Source organism: Arsukibacterium tuosuense (genome assembly GCF_900215315.1).
GTDB lineage: Bacteria > Pseudomonadota > Gammaproteobacteria > Enterobacterales > Alteromonadaceae > Alishewanella > Alishewanella tuosuense.
Genome location: NZ_OBEB01000003.1, coordinates 105,692 through 128,065 on the forward strand (window position 1 = coordinate 105,692; position 22,374 = coordinate 128,065).

General features: G+C 50.2%; 17 protein-coding genes. 6 read left to right on the plus strand and 11 right to left on the minus strand.

The genetic code is table 11. The features are described from left to right. Positions 1-4: 4 nt before the first annotated feature. The 3 genes from CRO03_RS07400 to CRO03_RS07410 form a co-directional block, all read right to left on the minus strand. Positions 5-418 (minus strand): HIT family protein, encoded by a 414-nt coding sequence (locus CRO03_RS07400; RefSeq protein ID WP_097110999.1) that lies wholly within the window; start codon positions 416-418, stop codon positions 5-7. A gap of 250 nt (positions 419-668) precedes the next feature. Then, positions 669-1,520 (minus strand): S-formylglutathione hydrolase, encoded by an 852-nt coding sequence (gene fghA / locus CRO03_RS07405; protein WP_097111000.1) that lies wholly within the window; start codon positions 1,518-1,520, stop codon positions 669-671. A gap of 187 nt (positions 1,521-1,707) precedes the next feature. After that, positions 1,708-2,817 carry an S-(hydroxymethyl)glutathione dehydrogenase/class III alcohol dehydrogenase gene (locus tag CRO03_RS07410; RefSeq protein WP_425426997.1) on the minus strand — a complete coding sequence of 370 codons (1,110 nt, stop codon included), beginning with the start codon at positions 2,815-2,817 and terminating at the stop codon, positions 1,708-1,710. Positions 2,818-3,138: 321 nt separating this feature from the next. Here CRO03_RS07410 and CRO03_RS07415 point away from each other — a divergent pair, with 321 nt between their 5' ends. After that, positions 3,139-4,008, plus strand: a complete 870-nt coding sequence (locus CRO03_RS07415) for a LysR family transcriptional regulator (RefSeq protein ID WP_097111002.1) — start codon at positions 3,139-3,141, stop codon at positions 4,006-4,008. A gap of 97 nt (positions 4,009-4,105) precedes the next feature. Beyond that, the gene (locus tag CRO03_RS07420) at positions 4,106-4,750 is read left to right on the plus strand and encodes a DsbA family oxidoreductase (protein ID WP_097111003.1); all 645 of its coding nucleotides are present in this window, start codon (positions 4,106-4,108) and stop codon (positions 4,748-4,750) included. 18 nt (positions 4,751-4,768) lie between these two features. On the opposite strand, the gene bktB is transcribed toward CRO03_RS07420, so the two are convergent. From bktB to CRO03_RS07435, 3 genes are all read right to left on the minus strand, one after another. Then, a complete protein-coding gene (gene bktB, locus CRO03_RS07425) occupies positions 4,769-5,956 on the minus strand; it encodes a beta-ketothiolase BktB (protein WP_097111004.1) in 1,188 nt (395 codons plus the stop codon). Positions 5,957-6,027: 71 nt separating this feature from the next. Continuing rightward, positions 6,028-8,058, minus strand: a complete 2,031-nt coding sequence (locus CRO03_RS07430; protein WP_170948966.1) for a S9 family peptidase — start codon at positions 8,056-8,058, stop codon at positions 6,028-6,030. Positions 8,059-8,127: 69 nt separating this feature from the next. After that, on the minus strand, positions 8,128-9,660 hold the full coding sequence (locus tag CRO03_RS07435; RefSeq protein ID WP_097111005.1) for a fumarate hydratase: 1,533 nt from the start codon (positions 9,658-9,660) through the stop codon (positions 8,128-8,130). Between the two features lie 140 nt (positions 9,661-9,800). On the opposite strand from CRO03_RS07435, the gene pabB reads away from it, so the two are divergent. From pabB to CRO03_RS07450, 3 genes are all read left to right on the plus strand, one after another. After that, complete coding sequence (gene pabB, locus CRO03_RS07440) at positions 9,801-11,213, plus strand: aminodeoxychorismate synthase component I (RefSeq protein WP_097111006.1); 1,413 nt, start codon at positions 9,801-9,803, stop codon at positions 11,211-11,213. After that, entirely contained in the window at positions 11,203-11,805 is a 603-nt protein-coding gene (locus CRO03_RS07445; protein ID WP_097111007.1) for a CoA pyrophosphatase, read from the plus strand. Before pabB ends, CRO03_RS07445 begins: the two co-directional genes overlap by 11 nt. Before the next feature lie 306 nt (positions 11,806-12,111). Beyond that, positions 12,112-13,494, plus strand: a complete 1,383-nt coding sequence (locus tag CRO03_RS07450) for an L-serine ammonia-lyase (protein ID WP_097111008.1) — start codon at positions 12,112-12,114, stop codon at positions 13,492-13,494. A gap of 10 nt (positions 13,495-13,504) precedes the next feature. Here CRO03_RS07450 and CRO03_RS07455 read toward each other — a convergent pair whose 3' ends face one another. Genes CRO03_RS07455 through CRO03_RS07470 form a run of 4 tightly spaced genes read right to left on the minus strand, consistent with a single transcriptional unit; the run spans position 13,505 to position 20,232 of the window. Then, positions 13,505-13,768 (minus strand): putative signal transducing protein, encoded by a 264-nt coding sequence (locus CRO03_RS07455; protein WP_097111009.1) that lies wholly within the window; start codon positions 13,766-13,768, stop codon positions 13,505-13,507. 29 nt (positions 13,769-13,797) lie between these two features. Further along, entirely contained in the window at positions 13,798-15,432 is a 1,635-nt protein-coding gene (locus CRO03_RS07460) for an L-lactate permease (RefSeq protein WP_097111010.1), read from the minus strand. 38 nt (positions 15,433-15,470) lie between these two features. Further along, complete coding sequence (locus CRO03_RS07465; RefSeq protein ID WP_097111011.1) at positions 15,471-18,992, minus strand: efflux RND transporter permease subunit; 3,522 nt, start codon at positions 18,990-18,992, stop codon at positions 15,471-15,473. 1 nt (position 18,993) lies between these two features. Beyond that, positions 18,994-20,232: an efflux RND transporter periplasmic adaptor subunit gene (locus CRO03_RS07470; RefSeq protein WP_097111012.1), complete on the minus strand. Its 1,239-nt coding sequence runs from the start codon at positions 20,230-20,232 to the stop codon at positions 18,994-18,996. A gap of 487 nt (positions 20,233-20,719) precedes the next feature. On the opposite strand from CRO03_RS07470, the gene CRO03_RS07475 reads away from it, so the two are divergent. After that, positions 20,720-21,028, plus strand: coding sequence for an isoamylase early set domain-containing protein (locus CRO03_RS07475; protein ID WP_097111013.1), 309 nt, complete (start codon positions 20,720-20,722; stop codon positions 21,026-21,028). 83 nt (positions 21,029-21,111) lie between these two features. Here the strand turns inward: CRO03_RS07475 and CRO03_RS07480 are convergent, their stop codons facing one another. Then, positions 21,112-22,230, minus strand: coding sequence for a beta-ketoacyl-ACP synthase III (locus CRO03_RS07480; RefSeq protein WP_097111014.1), 1,119 nt, complete (start codon positions 22,228-22,230; stop codon positions 21,112-21,114). Positions 22,231-22,374: the final 144 nt, after the last annotated feature.

Consider the following 22,374-nt stretch of genomic DNA (forward strand, 5'->3'; position numbering starts at 1 on the left):
CGCTTTACAGCGCGGCGCGAATTTTTTCCGCAATTGCCTCTATTTTTTTCATATCTCCCTGCTCAGCTCCATGGCGTTTTAACTGGGATAAATGGGCCGGGATAAGATGAAAATGTAAATGCGGTACCGTCTGGCCGGCACCTTCGCCATTAAGCTGCATTAACACCACACCCTCAGCGCCCAGTTCTGATTTTTGCGCTGCTATCACTTTCTGAACGGTAGTCATGGTATGGGTAAGCTGGTCAGCCGGAATGTCCAGCAAGGTGGTGGCTTCAAATTTCGGTATCACCAGGGCATGGCCCTCAGCCTGCGGCATAATGTCCATAAACGCCAGGGTGTAGTCGTCTTCATATATTTTGAAACTGGGAATTTCACCGCGCAAAATTTTGGCGAAAATATTATTGGTATCGTAGCTCATGCAATACTCCTTGTTGCGGGCCGTTACGGCAAATGTAGTTGATTATGCCAGTACCAAAAGCAAAAATACCAGAGATAAGGTATCTGCTAGTAACCAAAGCGCGGGCTGGAGCTAGGCATAAACCGTAAACTCAAAAAGAAAACTGGCTGCAACACCCGCCCCGGCTCGCCACAGCAACTCATTCGCTTCCGCTCATTCAGACACTCTGTGGCGACCGAAACGGGGTTCCAGCCGCTTTTCAAACTTAAAGTTAGTTTGCTAAATATTTTGCATGAAAGCGTAAATGCTGCTCGATAAAACTGGCGATAAAGTAGTAGCTGTGATCATAACCGTCCTGTAGCCGGATCTGTGCTTTAGCACCGCTTTGCTCTGCCGCGGCAATTAAAGCTTCAGTGCGCAGCTGTTGCGGATAAAAGTTATCTGCTAACCCCTGATCGACCAGGATTGGCAATTCCTTTTCAGTTTTTGCCAGCAACACTGAAGCATCATAATGGACCCATTGGCTTTGATCATCGCCCAAATAGCCGCTAAATGCTTTGATGCCCCATGGGCTTTTTGCTGGGTTACCAATTGGCGAGAAAGCTGATATTGAGCGGTAGCGCTCAGGATTACGCAAGCCAATAACCAGCGCACCGTGGCCACCCATTGAATGGCCACTAATGGCCCGCACTGCTGATACCGGCAACTCAGCCTCAACCAGGGCTGGTAATTCACTGACGATATAATCATACATCTGGTAGTGTTTTACGAAAGGCTCGCGGGTGGCATTAACATAAAATCCGGCTCCCAAACCAAAGTCGTAAGCGCCGTCTGGATCATCCGGCACACCATCGCCGCGCGGACTGGTGTCGGGAATAATCAGTGCTATTCCCAACTCTGCAGCAACCCGCTGGGCGCCTGCTTTACCTGAGAAATTCTCATCAGTGCAAGTCAGGCCCGATAACCAGTACAGTGCCGGTACCTTGCCGGTTTGTGCCTGAGGCGGCAGAAATACCGAGAACTGCATTTCACAGTTGGTTACGGCTGACTGATGAGTAAACCTGATTTGTTTCCCACCAAAGCAAAGTTGTTCGCTAACTTTGGTTAAAGCTGAAGTTGTCATAAAATGTCTCGTTTAGTGTTAAAGAGACAGATTACAACGCCCGCCCTGGCTCGCCACAGCAACTCGTTCGCGCTTGCGCGCTCGCTCAGACACTCTGTGGCGCCCAAAACGGGGTTCTAATCCGTCTCTGTTCTGACATTGTCTTTGCCCAAAATATTTGGTTGTCCTGAGCCAGAATAATTAATTTCTAAAAATGAATAACAGTCCGGATCGACTTACCTTGATGCATTAAATCAAAGGCTTCGTTAATCCGCTCCAATGGCATAGTGTGGGTAATAAAGGTATCCAACTCAAACTCACCTTTTAAATAGCGCTCCACATAATCTGGCAATTCGCTGCGCCCTTTTACGCCGCCAAACGCCGTACCGCGCCATACCCGGCCTGTCACCAGCTGAAACGGCCTGGTTGAAATCTCCTGGCCAGCACCGGCCACCCCAATAATTACCGACTCGCCCCAACCTTTGTGACAGCATTCGAGCGCCGAGCGCATCACATTGACATTACCGATACATTCAAACGAGAAATCAACACCGCCGTCGGTCATTTCAACGATAACATCCTGAATGGGTTTATCGAATTTCTTTGGGTTCACCACATCGGTTGCGCCCAGTTTCTTAGCAATATCAAACTTATCTTCGTTAATATCAATGGCGATGATCCGGCTGGCTTTAGCCATTACCGCACCAATAATCGCCGACAAACCAATCCCACCCAGGCCAAATACCGCAACAGTGTCGCCCTCTTTTACCTTGGCCGTGTTCATTACCGCGCCCATGCCAGTGGTCACGCCACAGCCCAGCAAACAGACTTTTTCCAGCGGCGCTTCTTTATTGATTTTCGCCAGGGATATTTCCGGCAGTACGGTGTACTCCGAGAAGGTAGAAGTGCCCATATAGTGATAAATCGGCTTGCCGTCTTTCGAGAACCGGGTAGTGCCATCCGGCATCAGGCCTTTGCCCTGGGTGGCACGAATCGCCTGACATAGATTGGTTTTACCAGATAAGCAGAACTTACATTTACTGCACTCAGGTGTATACAGTGGAATAACATGATCGCCCACTGCTACCGAGGTTACACCCTCACCTACTGCCTCAACAATACCACCGCCCTCATGGCCTAAAATGGCCGGAAAAATACCTTCAGGGTCTTCACCAGACAAGGTAAAAGCATCGGTATGACACACCCCGCTGGCGATAATTTTTACCAGCACTTCGCCTTTTTGTGGTGGCATTAAATCGACTTCTTCAATCGATAACGGCTGGCCTGGGCCCCAGGCGACGGCGGCGCGGGTTTTAATCATCTTCATAAGGTATCCTTTTAACAACTCGGTAATTTTAAATTTAACGGCTTTAACTATAACGCGTTTTTTATCTTTTCCATATCCGGGTTAATACAGCTAAAATACAAATTAGTTTTGCAAATTTGTAATAGTTGGTCTGCAGGCAGCTTGCGTTGCAACGCCCGCCCTGGCTTGCCACAGCAACTCGTTCGCGCTGGCGCGCTCGCTCAGACACTCTGTGGCAACCAAAACGGGGTTCCAACCGCTGCCTTACTTAGTACGGGCTAACTAGATCTACCAAACAGCCTGGGATAAATAAGCAGCTACTATGAGATACTTATGAAACAATGGACCGGAATTAGCGAATTTGTGGCGGTTGCCGAACAGCACAGCTTTACCAAAGCTGCCAAACAGCTGGGTATTTCAGTCGCTCAGGTCAGCCGCAATATTGCCGAGCTGGAGCAGCAGCTGGCTATTAAGCTGTTGTATCGCACCACCCGCAATGTCAACCTGACCGAAGAAGGCCAGCTGTATTTACAGCATTGCCGCCACCTGGTCAGCAGTTTGGAAGAAGCCAACCGTACGCTGGCAAATTTAAAAGCCACGCCACGCGGCTTAATTAAACTTACTGCGCCGGTGTTTTACGGCGAAACCCGCATCGCGCCACTGCTGCATGATTTTTTACAGCTTTATCCTGATACCGAGCTGGATTTACAACTATCCAATAACAAGCTTGATTTAATTCAGGGCGGGTTTGACCTGGCTATCAGGTTGGGTACCCTGGAAAGCTCCAGCCTGATTGCCCGTAAGCTGGCCAGCCGCACCCAATATGTGGTGGCCTCGCCGGCTTATCTGGCAGCGAATGGCACACCCACAAGTATTGCTGAGCTGGCACAGCACCAATGCTTAACCGGCACAGTCACCCAGTGGCGCTTTATGCAGCAAGGGAAAATACTGCAGTTTAAACCGCAGGGCCGGGTTATCTGTAACAGTGGGGTGGCGCTGCTCGATGCCGCATTAAAAGATTTAGGTCTGGTGCAACTGCCCGACTATTACGTTAGTGAAAAATTACAAAGTGGTGAGTTAGTCGCGGTGCTGAATGATCTTCGCCAACCCGATGATGGTATCTGGGCGATCTACCCACAAAACCGTCATTTGTCTGCCAAGGTGCGGGTGCTAGTCGACTTTCTTACTGCTAAACTTGTTTAGTTGCCACTTTGCAGCAAGCTGGCTGGTTGGTTTTAAACGGTTATGATAACGTCTGACTCAATGACATTAACCGGGCAAATTGCGAGGTATCGCCAGCATGACCACCCTGAAAATTGACCTAGTATCAGATATCGCCTGCCCCTGGTGTGCCATTGGCTATGCCCGACTGCAGCAGGCGCTGGCTTCGTTGCCAGACCTTAGCGTTGAGCTGGAGTGGCATGCCTTTGAACTAAACCCGGATAAGAACGCAGCACAAGAGCCTATTTTGCCGGCGCTGAGCCGCAAATATGGCCGCAGTGAAGATGAAATGCGCGCTGCCCAGGCCAATATGATGAACGTTGCCAGTGAGCTTGGTCTTAATTTTGATAAAATGCAGCAGCGGTTTACCTGCAATACCTTTGATGCCCATCGGCTGGTGAAATGGGCGGCCACCGATAATAAAGCAACAGAGATGAAGCTGGCACTGTTTGACGCTTATTTTGGTGAAGCAAAAGACGTCTCTGCCTCAGTGGTATTAGCCGATTGTGCTGAGCAAGCAGGTTTGGATAAGAGTGAAGCAGAGCGGATTCTGGCAACGGATGACTTTGCCAATACCGTCAGCGAAGATATTGCCAAATATCAGCAGGCTGGCATTTCGTCGGTACCGGCCTTTATTATTAATAATAAATACCTTATTTCCGGCGCGCAGGAGCCGGCACAACTGGCCCAGGCGCTGCAGCAAATCGCCGGCGAAAGTGCCTAAGCACCAAAGCATGCAGCGCTATTGCAGGGATTCCAGCAACAGCGCAATGCCCTGGCCGCCGCCAATACACATGGTCACTAATCCATAGCGGCCACCGGTGCGCTTAAGCTCTGCCATTAGTTTAATAATTAAAATAGAACCGGTCGCGCCAACAGGATGGCCCAGTGCAATGGCACCGCCATTCGGGTTAACTTTTGCCGGCTCTAACTCCAGTGCCTGGCTTACCGCCAAGGCCTGGGCAGCAAAAGCTTCATTGGATTCGATAACATCTATATCGCAAAGCGTAATACCGCTTTGCGCCAATACCTGCTGCACCGCCGGTATCGGCCCCAGCCCCATTACGCCGGGCTTTACCCCGGCAAAGGCGTAACCGAGCAGGCGGGCGCGCGGCTTTAAATCGCGCCTGGTTGCCTCAGCCATACTGGTCAGCACCATCGCAGCCGCACCGTCATTTAAGCCTGAAGCATTACCTGCTGTAACAATACCGTCTGTTTGAAACGCTGGCTTTAGCCTAGCTAAACTCTCAATGCTGGTATCCGGCCGGATATGCTCATCCTGCGAAAATACCCTTTCACTGCGGCCGGCTTTAACGGTAATCGGCACTATTTGTTCATTAAAATAGCCTTGCTGCTGCGCATAAGCTGCCCGGCTATGGCTTAGCGCAGCAAAGCTATCTAAATCTGTGCGGCTTAAACCATACTGGCTGGCAATAGTTTCAGCAGTAACACCCATATGGCCGCTACCAAAGGGGTCGGTTAAAATAGCCAGGGTCAGATCGATAGCCGTGGCATGGCCCATCCGCAGGCCACGGCGGACATTGGGTAGTAAATAGGCGCCATTACTCATGCTCTCAGCACCGCCTGCCAGGGCTATGTTGCTTTGTCCCAGCTGGATTTGCTGCGCGGCCGAGATCACTGCCTGCACGCCGGAGCCACATAAGCGGTTAACGTTAAAAGCAGCAGATGAGGGCAGCATGCCGCTGTTAAGCGCAATATGCCGCGCCAGATAAGCATCTGCCGGGCCAGTAGTAATAATATGGCCAAACACCGCATGATCAATATCTGCTGGCGTCACAGTGCTACGGCTTATCGCCGCTGTCGCGGCCGCTGTGCCTAACTCTGCCGGACTTAAACCGGCCAGGCTGCCACCAAAGCTACCAATAGCTGTGCGGGCACCGTCCAGAATAACTACGTCGTTTAATTGCATTCTTTGCTCCAACCCACAAAGGCGTTTTTATACAAAACCCCGCTTAAAGCGGGGTTTTGTATATTTACTGACTATTTGGTGTACTTCTCCAGCCACTCAAATACTTCGTTATACCAGCGCACCCGGTTATCTTTATTTAAGATCCAGTGGTTTTCATCCGGGAAAATCACCAAGCGCGAATCGATACCTTTGCGTTGCAGGTTGGTAAAAGCACCTAAACCCTGGGCATAAGGCACCCGGTAATCTTTTAAGCCATGAATAACCAGCATCGGCGTTTGCCATTTATCAGCATGGGCCGCCGGGTTAAATTTCTGATAATCACTACCTTCCTGCCAAGCTGGCCCGCCTAAATCATATTCCGGAAACCACAGCTCTTCGGTGCTGCCATAAAAGCTTGGCATATCGTACAAACCAGCATGGTTAACCAGACATTTAAAACCGGTTGGCCAGTTGCCGGCAATCCAGTTCATCATATAACCGCCGTACGAGGCCCCAAGTGCACAGGCACGGTCGCCGTCAATCCATGGTTGGGCTTTAACAATGTACTCAAAGCCTTTTTTAAGATCTTCCAAAGGCTTACCGCCCCAATCACGACTGATTGCATCGGTAAACGCCTGGCCATAACCGGTTGAGCCGTGAAAATCGACCATCACTACTGCATAACCCTTAGCAGCATACATCTGAGCGTTCCAGCGCTCGTTAAACATATTGCCAAAACTACCCTGCGGCCCGCCATGCACTAAAAACGCCATCGGGTATTTTTTACTGGCGTCAAAATCCCATGGTTTTACCAGGTAACCATACACAGTGGCATCATTGGCGCCTTTAAAGCTGAATTGCTCATAGTCGCCAAATTGCACTTGTTCCCGCCATTTAGCATTGATATCGGTTAGCTGGGTTAACTGGCCACCATCGGTACTGAGTTGCATCACTTCGGTCGGCATATCTAAGCGATGATTGGTAAACACCAGCTTGTCGCTGGCTACCTGTAAATTACCGGCGTAACCATTGCCATAGACTTTGCGCACATCACCAAAGCTGGTGTTGATGGCAAAAATACTGTACTGGCCCAGATCCTGAGCGGTAACATAAATAGTCCGGTTGTCACTGCCAAACTGGTAGTCACTGACCGAGCGGTCAAAGTCTGCTGCCAGCTCTTTGCGCTGTCCGGTCACCATATCCAGCAGCATTAAACCAAAACTGTCCGCTTCAGCGCCGGGCTTGCTCATTGCCAAGTAAGCCATAAAACGGCCGTCAGCCGAAAATTTTGGCCTGGCATCCCAGGCTTGATTCTCTGCTGTTAAGTTAACCTTCTCCCCGCCATTTACCGAGACCTGGAATATATCGTAGTTAGTATGCCAGGCCTGATCTTTAGCCGGTGCTTTGGCACTGAATACCAGATGCTGGTTGTCGGGTGTAAACGCAACCTGGTCGATGCCGGCGATATCGGTATCCCAGTCGCTTATCAGGTTTCTGGCATCAGTCACCATGTCATCGCCAATAGTGGCAACGTGCAGCTGGCTGCGATACGGTTCACGCCAGTGATCCCAGTGCCGCACCATCAGGCTGTCATATGCCAGCGCACTATCTTTACGCTCTTTCTCTGCTGCCTTGGCATCTACCGTACACTGTAATGTGTCACAACCCGGCAATACCGCCAGTGAAAGCGCCAGGGTTTTGCCATCTGCCGCGACTTTAAAACCTTCAACCGCTAGTGGTAAATCAGTAAGTTGCAGCGCTTCGCCACCGTTTAGCGGCAAACGCCATACCTGATTACTGCCACTACGATTGGCAATAAAATATAAGTGTTGGCCATCCTGGCTAAACGCCAGTGCCCGCTCGCTGGCAGTACTCTGGGTTAACCGCTTAGCCGGGCTGTTCTGGCGCAGGTCTTTTAAATAAATATCAGTGCTGTGATTAGCCGGGGCAAAACCGCCGTTGCTTTGCACATAAGCCAGGTAGCGGCCGTCGTCTGACATGCTAATGGCATTAATTTTATTAAACTGATTCAGGTGTTCTACCGTCAACGGCCCTTTTGCCGCCAGTGGTGCTGCCAATGGCGCTGCAACTAAGGCAGTTAGCAGCATCAGTGAGTATTTCATTGTCGCTCCCCTTCAGGATATCAAAATCAAAGCAAAACGCCGGTATAAACCAGCGCTGTTATGTCGTTATTATTTTGCTTTTAGCTTAGCATCCAGTTCAGCGATATTCGCTTTCCAGATAGCCGGGCCTTGTTTATGCACGTTATTGCCGTTGGAGTCTACCGCTACCGTAACCGGCATATCTTCTACTTCAAACTCGTAAATGGCTTCCATCCCTAAATCGGCGAACGCCACTACCCGTGATTTCTTAATGGCTTTCGATACCAGATAGGCCGCACCACCTACTGCCATTAAATACACCGCTTTGTGCTTTTTAATGCTTTCTACGGTTAAATCACCGCGCTCGGATTTACCAATCATTCCCAGCAAACCGGTTTGCGATAACATCATTTCGGTAAACTTATCCATCCGGGTGGCAGTTGTCGGGCCGGCCGGGCCTACTACTTCGTCCCGCACTGAATCTACCGGACCGACGTAATAAATAAAGCGGTTACGCAGATCGACCCCTTCGGGCAAGCCTTCACCTTTATTCAGCATATCGGCAATCCGTTTGTGAGCAGCGTCACGGCCGGTCAGCATCTTGCCGCTTAAAAGCACGGTCTCGCCGGCCTGCCAGCTTTGCACATCGGCCGGAGTAATAGTATCGAGGTTCACCCGCCGCACTTTACTGCCCAGCTCCCAGGTAACCTGTGGCCAGTCTTCCAGTTTTGGCGGTTTAATATCGGCCGGGCCACTGCCATCTAAGTGAAAATGCAAATGGCGGGTAGCAGCACAATTCGGGATCATCACTACCGGTAAGCTGGCAGCATGGGTTGGCACGCTATTAATTTTTACATCAACTACGGTCGTTAAGCCACCTAAGCCCTGGGCACCAATGCCCAGTTTGTTTACTTTTTCATACAGTTCCAGCCGCAGTTTTTCATCAGCGGTTTCAGCACCCTTTGCAATAAGCTCCTGAATATCAACCGGCTCCATCAGCGCTTCTTTAGCCAGTACCGCCGCTTTTTCCGCCGTGCCGCCAATACCTATGCCGAGCATACCAGGCGGACACCAGCCAGCACCCATTTTTGGTAAGGTTTCCAGTACCCAGTCAACAATAGAATCAGACGGGTTTAACATGGCCATTTTAGTTTTATTTTCTGAGCCACCACCTTTGGCGGCAATCATTACTTCAACATGATGACCGGCAACTAAATCGATATGTACCACTGACGGCGTATTGTCTTTGGTATTTTTGCGGGCGCCAGCAGGATCAGCGACAATAGAAGCGCGCAATGGGTTGTCCGGGTTTAAGTAAGCACGACGGGTACCTTCGTCAACCATTTGCTGCACGGTCAGGTCAGTTTTATCCCACTTCACATCCATGCCTATTTTGACAAAACAGGTAACAATACCGGTGTCCTGGCAAATTGGCCGATGGCCTTCCGCTGACATTCGCGAATTAATCAGAATTTGGGCAATAGCATCTTTAGCCGCCTGATTCTGCTCTTTATGGTAAGCCTGCTCCAGCGCCTGAATAAAATCCAGTGGATGATAGTACGAGATATACTGCAGCGCATCTTCAATACTCTCGATAAAGTCTTGTTGGCGAATTACCGTCATGCTTACTTTTCCTTTAATGTCGAAACGGACTAATGTCGAACCGGGTTAATATTGAAACTATTTGAAACCAGGGGTGCCATTAACTATTGGCTGTTGTGCTGGTATGATAGCGCGCATCGAAAACAGCGGCTAGCTCTTCTATGCAGCAGTATTTAATTCCACAACTCGCGCCAGATGAATTGACGGACTATTTTAGTCATTTTGCCAGCCAGCCATGGGCAATGCTGCTTGATTCTGCGGCCAGCGACCACCCGAACAGTCGCTATCAGATCATGGTGCTGCAACCGCTGGCCACCCTGACGGCCAGTAACGGCATCACCACATTGCGTGACGAGTACGGCAGTCATGACTACCCACAAGACCCGTTTACCGTATTAGATTGCTCGCTAAAGCGCTATTTCCCGACCCCTGCTGATAGCGAACTGCCGTTTAGCGGCGGTGCCCTGGGTTACTTTGGTTATGATTTAGGCCGCTACTTAGAACAACTACCAGACCATAGCGAGTATGATATTCAACTGCCAGATATGGCAATAGGTTTGTATAGCTGGGCATTGATCCTGGATAAACAACAAAAACAATTATGGTGTGTCGATTATAATAATGACGCCGAAAGCCACTGGCAGAAACTGCAGTATCAGCTGGCGCAAGCCACAACAGCAACGCCATTTCAGCTAACCGGCGACTGGCAGGCTAATATCAGCCAGCAGCAGTATAATGAGCGATTCGAAAAAATTCAGCAGCATTTACTCAATGGCAATTGCTATCAGATTAACTTAGCGCAGCGCTTTAGCGCGGGTTTTCAGGGCGATGAATGGCAAGCTTATCTGGCATTGCGGGAAGCCAATGCCGCGCCCTTTTCTGCGTTTATCCGGCTTGAGCATGGGGCAGTGTTAAGCATTTCACCTGAACGTTTTTTGCAGTTAAAAAACGGCCAGGTTGAAACCAAACCGATTAAAGGCACCCGACCACGCCACCTCAACCCAAAGTTAGACCAACAAGCCGCCGAGCAGCTACAACAGGCTGAAAAAGATCGGGCCGAAAATGTAATGATTGTCGATTTGCTGCGCAACGACTTAGGCAAGGTTTGCAGTGTTGGTAGCGTCGCGGTACCGGAGCTATTTGCTATTGAAAGTTTTCCGGCGGTGCACCATTTAGTCAGTACCGTTACCGGCACTTTAGCTGAGCAATACAGCGCCTGTGACTTGCTGCGCGGTGCTTTTCCGGGTGGCTCTATTACCGGAGCCCCCAAGGTAGCTGCAATGCAAATTATTGAACAGCTTGAGCCGCACCGGCGCTCAGTGTATTGCGGCGCCATTGGTTATATTAATAATAACGGTGATATGGATACCAACATCGCTATTCGCACCCTGGTTTGCAGCAAAGGCGTAATCCACTGTTGGGCAGGTGGCGGTATTGTCGCGGATTCTGAAGCGGCCAGCGAATATCAGGAAACCTTAGATAAGGTAAACAAAATATTGCCGGTATTAGTCAACCTGAATAATTCACTGGGTTCACCCATGGCAAAAACACAGGATATGGCCGATGCTGGCTGAGCAATTTAGCAGCCGCTTTGTGTTAACCCGCAATACACTGACAGCGGGCAGCCCGCTGCCGGTGACAAAAGGCCCGGTACCATTAGCCAACAACGCCCGGAGTACCTCTCAGCATGCTGCTGTACTGGTGCCGATTGTCGACTACGGTCATCAGCTTAAAGTGTTATTTACCCAACGTGCCCTGCACCTGCGCCATCACCCGGGGCAAATCAGCTTTCCGGGCGGGCGGATTGAACCTGGCGAAAACAGCAACCAGGCAGCCCTGCGTGAAGCGGAAGAAGAAATAGGCCTGGCCAGCACTGAAGTCACCCTGCTGGGCCGCCTACCAGCGCAAGACACCACCACCGGCTTTATTATTGAACCCTGGGTTGGCCTGTTGCAGCCGCAACGCGGTTTTCAGTTGCAAGTATCGGAAGTAGCAGCAGTGTTTGAGGTGCCGCTTAGCCATTTCTTACCACAGCAAAACCGTCATCAATTATCATTAACGTTGCGGGGTAAAACCCGGGATCTGCATTTTATGCCGTATCAGGATAAGTTTATCTGGGGCGCCACAGCCGCCATTATGCATCAGCTCTGTTTGCAATTGGCTTAATGTAATATTTAGTTTACAGAATTGCTTGTTCAGCGCCGCAACAACCAAATATAGAAGTAGCTGAGTCGAACCGGTTTGCTCACGCCAACACGCCGTGAACCCATCCCTGGGGGCTCGTTTCCGCCCGTCCGGGGCTTCAACGGTTGGCTTAGAGCAAACCGATTCTCGTCCGAATACCCTTCCCCAGGGTTCTGGCTCCTTTACAAGCTGTAATAACACCCGACCAGTTACCAAGCCGCTTACAGTAGTGGCCCGCTTCCGTTACAATGGCCGCAATTTCATAAAGTAAACTAATAGATACCCAATATGATTATCAGTGCTTTTGACATGTTCAGTATTGGCATTGGCCCTTCCAGTTCGCACACTGTGGGCCCGATGCGTGCCGCTAAAAAATTTACCGATAACCTCAGTGAAGCTTCAGTGCTGGAAAAGGTCGCCAGCATCAAAGTAGAACTGTATGGCTCACTGGGTCAGACCGGCGTGGGCCATGGTACCGGCAAGGCGGTGATCCTTGGTTTATCCGGGTATTTACCGGAAACCATCGATCCGGATACCATCGACGGTTTGTTAAAACAAGTACACGACAGCCAGCAGCTGCAACTGGCGCAAAGCCACAGCGTAAAATTTCCGCGCGAAGGCGCTATTGTGTTTCACCGACGCAAAACCTTAAAAGAACACTCCAACGGCATGGAACTGGTGGCGTTTGACAGCAGCAAAAACGAATTGCTGCGCGAAATATATTTTTCCATTGGTGGTGGCTTTATTGTTAAAGCCGAAGACTTTGCCAAAGAAAAAGAAGCGGCCAGTCAGTTTGCTGCCGACAATCCGCCCCCCTTTCCATTTGAATCCGGCGCCGAGCTGTTGGCCCTGTGCAAGGAAAATGGCTTGTCCATTTCCAGCTTAATGCTGGAAAACGAAAAAGTGCTGCGCAAGCCAGCACAAATTGAAAGTGAACTGAACAATATCTGGTTAACCATGCGCGCCTGCATTGAGCGTGGCATTAAAACTGAAGGTATTCTGCCTGGCGGCTTAAAAGTAAAACGGCGGGCACCGGCACTTTACAAACGCCTGATATCAGAGAAAAGCAATGACCCGCTGCAGGTAATGGACTGGGTAAACCTGTTTGCCCTGGCGGTAAACGAAGAAAACGCGGCCGGTGGCCGGGTCGTAACAGCCCCCACCAACGGCGCCGCCGGCATTATTCCGGCCGTGTTGATGTATTACGACAAGTTTATTCAGCCGGTCAGCCCGGAAATTGCGACTCGCTATCTGTTAGCAGCAGCTGCGATTGGCATTTTATATAAGAAAAATGCCTCTATCTCTGGCGCAGAAGTCGGCTGTCAGGGCGAGGTAGGCGTAGCCTGCTCAATGGCGGCAGCTGCGCTGACTGAAATTCAGGGCGGCACGCCACTGCATGTTGAAAATGCCGCTGAAATTGGCATGGAGCATAACCTGGGCTTAACCTGCGATCCGGTCGGTGGCCTGGTGCAAGTGCCCTGTATTGAGCGCAATGCCATGGGTTCAATTAAAGCGATTAACGCCTCACGGCTGGCACTACGTGGTAGTGGCGATCAGAAAGTTTCACTGGATAAAGTGATTAAAACCATGTGGGACACCGGCCGCGACATGCAAACCAAGTATAAAGAAACATCGCGTGGCGGGCTGGCGGTAAATATTATCGAGTGTTAAACCGTAGCAGCTATTTTGCAGGTTCTGATGCCAGCAGCGGATCGTCCGGTTCGCTGCTGGTAGCAGTATTATCCTGATACTCTGCAATGACCTGCTCAGCTTGCTCACTGTCTTCATCCTGCACCAAAATATTGGCAATACCCAGCGGTGCCACATCGCCGACAGCACCCTGCAGATAATGCCCACCAACATGCGCTTCGATACCATAAGACTGCAGCATTCCGGCGACAATATGTGCCTCCAGAATATCGTTCGCTTTAAAAATTATTTTCATATTTACCTTACAACACTTGCCTTAACAGCTTACCGTAACAGCAACCATGCCACGCTACTGGCAGCTAAACAGTAAAATAACATCGGCCACAGCGTATAGCGAATAATATCCCCTTCACGCCCATGTAAATTGACGACACTGGCAGCCGCCACCACATTAACCACGCAAATCATATTGCCGGCATTGGCGCCCAGCATCTGCAATGCCAGTGTTAAGCTTAGTGGCAAATCGGCTTGTGTAGCCATTGCTTGTTGAAAACTGCCAAACATTAAATTGGAAAACGTAGCTGAACCGGCAATAAAGGAGCCCAGGGCGCCGATAAAAGGCGCTATCCATACCCAGCTATCGGCCAGATAGTGGGCAGCTTCTGCAGCCAATGCTAAGGGCATGGCCGGCAACCCCGCACTATTAACGTCAGATTGCAGAAAAATCCGGACCATCGGCACCGCGCCGGCCAAGGCAATAGCCGAAGGAAGTAACATCCGGCCACTGAGCCTCAGCGCGCTCAGCAGCACAGGTGTGGAGCCACCCCATAAGTAGCAGCTGACCAGTGCAACCAGCACAAACAAGCTGCCAGGCAAATAGAGCGGGCTAACGGTTACTGCCAGCTCCGTACCAAAAATAGCGGGCCAGTGCCAGGCTGGTTGCTGTAATGCGGCTTGCAACGGTAAGGCCGGGATCCGGCTTAATACCAGCAATATTGCCACCAGCACATAAGGTAACCAGGCACGCCATAACGGCATGAGCGGTGTTAACCGTGCAGTTGGTATGGTAACGATAGATGACTGAGCTGACGGCTTATCTGTGCGCTGCTCAGACAGACTGCGACCAAATACCCATGGCCGGGCAGGCAGCAATATCCGGTAGCGGGCGGCGGTGCAAATCAGTACCAGCCCGATTAAGGCTCCGACAACCGATGGAAATTCCGGCCCCAACAATAGCGCTACCAGGTAGGCAGGAACGGTAAAGGCTAAACCACTTAGCAACGCAAAGGGGGCTATAGCAAAACCGGCGCGCCAGCTTTTTTGCTCACTGAAAAAGCGGGTTAACATAATGACCATCAACAGTGGCAACCAGGACGCTACCAAAATATCAATACTAATGGCGGTTAGTGCCACCTGCAGCACAGTATCAGGCCCGATGCCCGGCACACCCTGGGCAATACCAACCAGTACCGGGGTACCCACCGCCCCAAATGAAACCGCGCTGGAATCGGCTACCAGCGCCAGTACTACGGCTGCCAGCGGGCTGAAACCCAGGGCAACCAGCAGCGGCGCGGCAATAGCCGCGGGGGTGCCGAAACCGGCGGCGCCTTCTAAAAAACTACCAAAAAGCCAGGCAATAATGATCAATTGCACCCGCTTATCGGCTGAAATGGCAGCAAAACCAGTTTCAATTACGCCAATCGCGCCGGTCAGCTTCAGCACATTAAGCAATAAGATGGCACCAAACACTATCCATAAAATGGTAACGGCTATCACCAGCCCTTCCGCAGCGGCTGCCGCCAGCTGCACCAGTGGCACCTGCCACACCAGCAAGGCCAGTACTGCACAAATAACCAGGCTCAGCGGCATAGCCCGGCGTGCAGGCATTCGCAGCAGTACCAGCAGGATAAACACACTTAACAGCGGCATCGCCGCTGTTAACCATTGCAAGACAGTCATTGGTTCAGTTCATCGCCTCCTGCCCGCAGTAGGTGTTGCTAGTAACCACCTTCGCTTAATACTGGCTGTCCCGCATCAGCTTGCTCATCAAAACCGGCATTATTGCTCTCACTTCTTCCGGCCTGCAACGTCAGTATAAGCAAAATAATAAAGCCAAGCAGTGGGACGATCAGTAATAGTGCCCACCAGCGGCTGAACTGCAGATCAGTTAATCGCCGGCATATTGCTGCAGTAATTGGCAGCGTCATCGCGATTAAGTAGGTCAGCGCGATTATGCCATTTGGCAGCAAACCGGTACTGGCGACAATGGCGTCGACAATCAGCAACACCACTAACAGCAACATATGAACCAAGAAAAACTGCCAGAATTCGCGGCGGCTGTCAGGCTGATTAAACAAGGCATAGCTGCGAATAGCCCGGCCAAAGCTGCTGATGGCCTGTGGTACCGTTTTCTTAGTATCTTCCAGAATCACATATAAAGCGGGTATCAACACCAGGGTAATTACTGTGGCGAACAAGATACCAAACGCCAGTGATACCGCCATTGGCACCACAATTTTGGCTTGTAAGCTGCGCTCAAGTACTATTGGCGCCAGACCAACAAAGGTGGTCAGTGACGTTAGCAGAATAGCCCGGAAGCGCTGGGTACCTGCCTCAACCACTGCCTGGCGCACAGCGATGCCCTGCGCCCGGGCCCGGTTAACAAAGTCGACCATAATTAAACTGTCGTTTACCACTACCCCGGCCAGCGCCACCAGGCCGAAAATCGACATAATGCTCATGCTCAGTCCCAGCAGCATATGGCCAACAACAGCACCAATTAAGCCAAACGGGATCACACTCATGATGATTAACGGCTGGCTGTATGATTTGAGCGGAACAGCCATCAGTGCATAAATAGCAAACATTGCCAGCACCGCGGCTTTCATTAAGTCGACCCGGGCATCAATTTCATCCTGACTGGCACCATCCAGCGAGCCGGTAACACCCAGATATTTTTGCTCCAGTTCTTTAATCACTTTGCTTTGTATTTCCCGCACCACCACGCTCGGTTCTATCAGGGTTTTGTCTGCGGCGGCGGTGATGGTCACTGCCCGCTCACCATTTACCCGGTTAATAGCACTGAAACTGGGTTGCATGGTATAGCTGGCGACACGGGAGAACGGCACTTCGCCGCCGTTGGCAGTGCGAATACGCATATTCTCTAAATCGCCAATGGAGCGGCGCTCTTCCCGCGGGTAACGGACCATCACCTTTATTTCTTCACCGTTGCGCTGCAGCCGCTGCGCTTCTGCACCATAAAAGCCATAACGCACCTGGCGGGCTAAATCGGCCAGGCTAATACCCAGGAGATCAGCTTCGGGTTTTAACGCCAGTACAATCTCATCATTGCCACCGAGCAGGTTGTCTTCAATATCAAACACGCCGGCATAATCTGCTAATCTGGCTTTCAACTCTTCGGTTGCCAGCTGCAGGTTCTGCAGATTGGTACCACGCAATTGCAGCGCAATATCGGCCCCACCGCCACCCATGGTAGAGCTGTTAATTTTAAACGATTTTAAACCTGGAATTTCCGGTACCTGTTCACGCCAGCGCCGGGCAATTTCAAAGCCGTCAATTTCACGATTTTCGCTTTTTTCCAATTCCACCACCAATTGGCCAGCGGTATCGCTGTTTAAAAATACCAGGCGGTGTTTAATCACATCTTCGTTAAATTCGCGGCCAAGTTCAGTATTAGCGCGCAGTAAGGCGGTTTCAATTTCCTGCATTGCCAACACGGTAGCTTCGTTCGACGCGCCCTCTTCCATTTGCACGTTAGCCTGAATAAAGTCACTGGGAATATCCGGGAAAAATACCCAGCGCACGAAACCACCCTGCATCACACCAATCATTAGAATCAGCATGGCGAAAAAACAGGCCATCGTCAGGTAGCGTAAGCGGATACAACGCTCGATAAAAGGCTTGTATGTATTGTGAATAAACCGGAATAAACCACGCGATACCGCTTCCCGTATCCGCTTTAATGTGTTGCTGCCAAAGCGGCCGACTGCATATATACCACCTTTGTCCGGATCCCAGGGTTTGGTATCCATATTAGCGATATGGGTCGGTAAAATCAGTTTCGATTCGATAATCGAGAACACCAGACACAGCACCACCACCCAGGCAATCGATTCCCAGATAGCCGACATGCCGCCACCCACCATTAACATCGGCACGAAAGCCGCAATGGTTGTTAACACACCGAATGTCGCCGGCATTGCGACTTTCTTGGCACCGGCAATCACTGCTGCCGTCGATTTACCGCGTTTTTCTATTTCAGTGTAGGCACTTTCACCAATAATAATGGCGTCATCAACCACTATCCCCAGCACCAGAATAAAGCCGAACAAACTGATCATGTTAATTGAGACGTCAAACATCGGCAGCGGTAGCATTGCCAATGCACCGAGAAAACACACCGGAATACCGACCATAACCCAGAACGCGACCCGGAACTCCAGGAATAAGGTTAGTGCCAGTAACACCAGTAGCACGCCATATATCAGGTTACTGGACATAAGATCGAGCCGCCCCTGCAGATAGTAGCTGGAGTCCCCCCAGTAATCTAACTGGACACTGGGTGGCAGGCTGGCTTTTTTGTCTTTTACGTATTGTTTTACAGTATCAGCAATCTGCAAGGTATCATCTTCACCAACCGCATCAATCCTTATTGAAACGCTGTTTTTACCATCAAAGGTCGCCAGCCGGCTGCGTTCAATAAAGCCGTCGTTCACAGTGGCAATTTCACCCAGGGTCAGCCGGCTGCCGTCGGCAAATTTCAGCAACACAATATTGTCAAAGTCGATCTGGTTATAGGCCTGGCCTTTAGTACGCAGCAGAATATTGCCGCTTTCAGAGCGAATAGCCCCACCGGGCAAATCGACCGAACTGGCCCGGATTGCTGCCACCACCTGATCCAGGGTTAAACCATATTCTTTTAATTTAAGTTCGGGTACCTCAACTGCTACTTCGTAATCACGAGCCGCTATCACGTCAACTTTGCTGACCCCCGGACGTTTTTTTATTTCATCCCGGATGTCCTTGGCAAGTTCCTTTAACGTGCGCTCAGGGGCGTCGCCATAAAGCGATAACCACATTACATTGCTTTGAAACCGGACCCGGTACACCACCGGCCGTTCAGTTTGCTCAGGTAATGACGAAATTGAACCCACCTGGGTTTTAATCTCATCCATGACCTCCTGCACCTCATAGTTTGAAGCTACTTCAACCCGGATAGTCGCCAGGCCTTCAACTGCAGTGGAACGGATCCGCTTAATGCCGTTTACGCCCCGCAGGCTTTGCTCAATCTTATCGATAACGCCGGTTTCCACCTCCTGCGGCGCAGCGCCCAGATATGGCACCCGGATATTGACAACTTCAAGTTCTATTTCAGGAAATGCCTGCTTTTTGATGGTCATTACCGACGCAATACCCGCTACCAGAATAATGGCCATCAGCAAATTGGCTGCTACGCTATTACGGGTAAACCAGGCAATAATACCTTTATTGGTATCCATATTACTGCCCCTTTACATTGTCTGTATTGTCAGCTTTGGCCGCAGCGGCATCAGCCAGCTGTGTGGGCTGAACTGTTTCATCGTCAGCCTGAGTTTCCCCGGCAATCCGCACAACTGTGCCGGCCAACGGATTGGAAATTGCAGACAACGCTAATTGATCAGTCGGTTCTAAACCAGCCTGAATATAAGCAAAATCACTGGTGGCCCGGTCTACTGTTACCTGGCGAAACTGCAGCGTATTGTCTTTATCTACCACCAGTACCTGATTACCAGGCAATAACAGGTGGCGTGCGACTTTGACGACTTGCTCTGCCTGAGTTCCAACAATAGTGGCACCGACAAAGCGGCCAAAATTTAATACCGGTTGCCCCTGGCTGTTGCGCTGATAAGGGTCGGTCACTTCGGCCACCACGTAAATCACCCGGCTGCGCTCATCCAGAATACCTTCGGTTCTGACCAGCTTTGCCGGCCACGCCAGTTGCTGGCCAGCAACGGTGCTGCTCAGCGTTACCTTGTTGTTGTCAGACTCTACCGCTCCCGGCATTGCTAAAAATGCCATATCGGTATCGGTCAGCGGTAAGCGAATCTCAGCGACATCTGTGCCGACAATACTACCCAGTACCGTACCGCGGCTGATAAACTGGCCAAGATTAGCCGCGCGGCTGCGCACCATGCCATCGTAAGGCGCGCGAATTTCAGTACGAGCCAGGTCACGTCTGGCTCGCTCCAGTTCCGCCTCTGCCGACTGCACACTGGCCAGGGCACTGGCTAATTGCGGTTGGCGTAAGCCCAGCGCCGGGGCGGTGCCATCGGTAAAGGATCGCCACTCTTCCTCTGCAACTCTTACCCGGGCTTTTTCTTCCGCCAGCATAGCCTGCGCATTCGCCAGCGCGGCCTGCGCCGCTTTGACATTAGTGAGGTAGTCGCTTTGCTCTACCGTTACCAGTAAGTCATCTTTCTTAAAAAAGCCACCGGCAACAAATTGTTCAGCAACAGCCACAACCCGGCCATTTACCTCTGAAATTAAGCTGGTTTCCAGTTTAGGGGTTACCATGCCCTGCGAACTGATTTGATAAACAATGTTGTCCGGCTCGATTACTGCCGCATTTACCAGAATCGCCGGCCTGCTTTCATCATTTTTTTCTGGAGGCTGGCGTAACATTGATAACCCTACAGCACCTGCTATCGCTACCACTACAACTAACAAAGGAAGTATTACTTTTACAAAGAAAGACGACATGACTTACCCACCTGTCAAAATTAACTAGCTGTATCTTAATCGTTACTGCAGCAATTGTATTGCAGCGACTGTTAATCTTTGTATCCCACAATAGCAAAGTGACCCAGATATTCTGTTTACCCCGCATCTATTTTTTATCAGGCGGCGGGGCGTCAGCCCATTAATATCAGGGTGTGTCATCGGGTACCTGCTGGCAGTCCAGTTAAAGCCGGCTTTTTTGCAGCAACGATATCGCATATCCAACGTAATATTTTGTTACAAACATCATTCCCTACCCGGCTAATTAAAACAGCTGTTTGACTGCCAGTTATAACACTACAACATAAAATTATTTGCCGATTGCTCCACCCTGATTTATGGTAGCAGCAGTGATCAGATTGGTCATTTTTTAGTCACAAATTGCGCGTAGTATTTCTGGTAGTACTCACTATCGCATCGGCAGTATGCTAAGACAGGCTGACAACGCCACCAGATTGAGGGAAAAAATATGAGTATCACTAAACAATATTTAAAATCGAAACCCGCGTGCAAAGTCACGTTTAAATTGAGCGCACAGCAATTAGCAGATGCTGAATCTGTTGCCTTGCTTGGCGAATTCAACAACTGGGACCCCAGCGCTTTGCCGATGAAAAAAAGTAAGAAAGGTGATTTCAGTGCCAGCCTTACCCTGGAAAATGACCGTGAATATCAATTCCGCTATCTGGTAAATGGCGGCACCTGGTTAAATGATGACGCGGCAGATGCGTATCTGCCGTCGCCATTATCGTATGACCACAACTCTGTTATTCGTTTATAGCAATCAGGTAGTTCAGAAAAAACAGGCAGTTACTAACGTCGTAGCTGCCTGTTTTTTAAATATGACTAATTGTTTTGATATGGCTAACAGCGCTCCAATATCAGGCAACCTACTGAGTATCCGGCCCCAAACGAACACAATACAGCTTTATCACCACTGTTCAGCCCGGTCTTATTTTTGTGAAAAGCAATAATAGAGCCAGCTGAGGCGGTATTGGCATAGCTATCAAGTACCAATGGTGCCTCCTGGGGTAGCGGATCCCGCCCCAGAATTTTCTTTGCCGCAAAAATATTCATATTAATATTGGCCTGATGCAGCCACAGTCGCTTCAACTGATCCGGGCCGATATTCAGTGCCGCCATCTCATTCTGAATAACGTCGGCCACAATTGGCAGTAACTCTTTAAAAACCTTGCGGCCCTGCTGTTTAAAAAACGGTACTTTCGGGTCAGTCTCAGCAAAGCAATGCTCTGTATAACCAATATCACAGCGAATATTATTGGAGAAACTGGTTTTCAGGCGCATACCAAGAATAGTAAAAGCATTATCCGAGGTACAGCTGCTGTGCGCTTCAATAATGGTAGCGGTACAGACATCACCAAAAATAAAGTGACTGTCCCGGTTCTTGTAATCAACCTGTGGCGAGGCAAATTCCGGATTAACCACCAACACTACTTTGGCAGTGCCCCCCCGGATGGCATTAACAGCGTTGCTGATGGCGAATGTCGCTGAGGAACAGGCCACATTCATATCAAAGGCATAACCTTCGACACCAAGGATTTGCTGTAACTCAATAGAAAGTGCCGGATAAGGCCGCTGCATATTAGAGGCGGCGCAAATTATTAAATCAATATCAGCTGCCGTTTTATTGGCCTGCGCCATGGCCTCCCGGGCTGCGCTGACAGCCATTTCAACCATTTCAGGAGGGGTGTCTTCATCACGCTTTGCAAACACCGGATGCATAATCTCAGGATCAAGAATACCCTCTTTATACAATACGTGGCGGGCTTTAATGCCAGATGCCTTCTCAATAAACTCAGTACTGGAATACTCCAGCGCCTGACACTGTCCGGCGGCGATTTCAGCAGCATGCCGCTGATTAAATAAATCGACGTATTGATTGTAGCTGGCAACCAGCTCTGCATTGCTGATGGTAGCGGCGGGAGTAAATAACCCTGAGCCACTGATTACAATATTTTGCATTAAATTACACCTTGTCCGGTTGCGACGATCTTATTATAAGTTCTGGCGGCGCCTGGCCCATTATTGACGCTTTCCGCCGTCAGTAGGATGGCCTGACGCCTAGTATAACGAAAAAAAACCATCGCGTTTAGTGGAACAAACCAA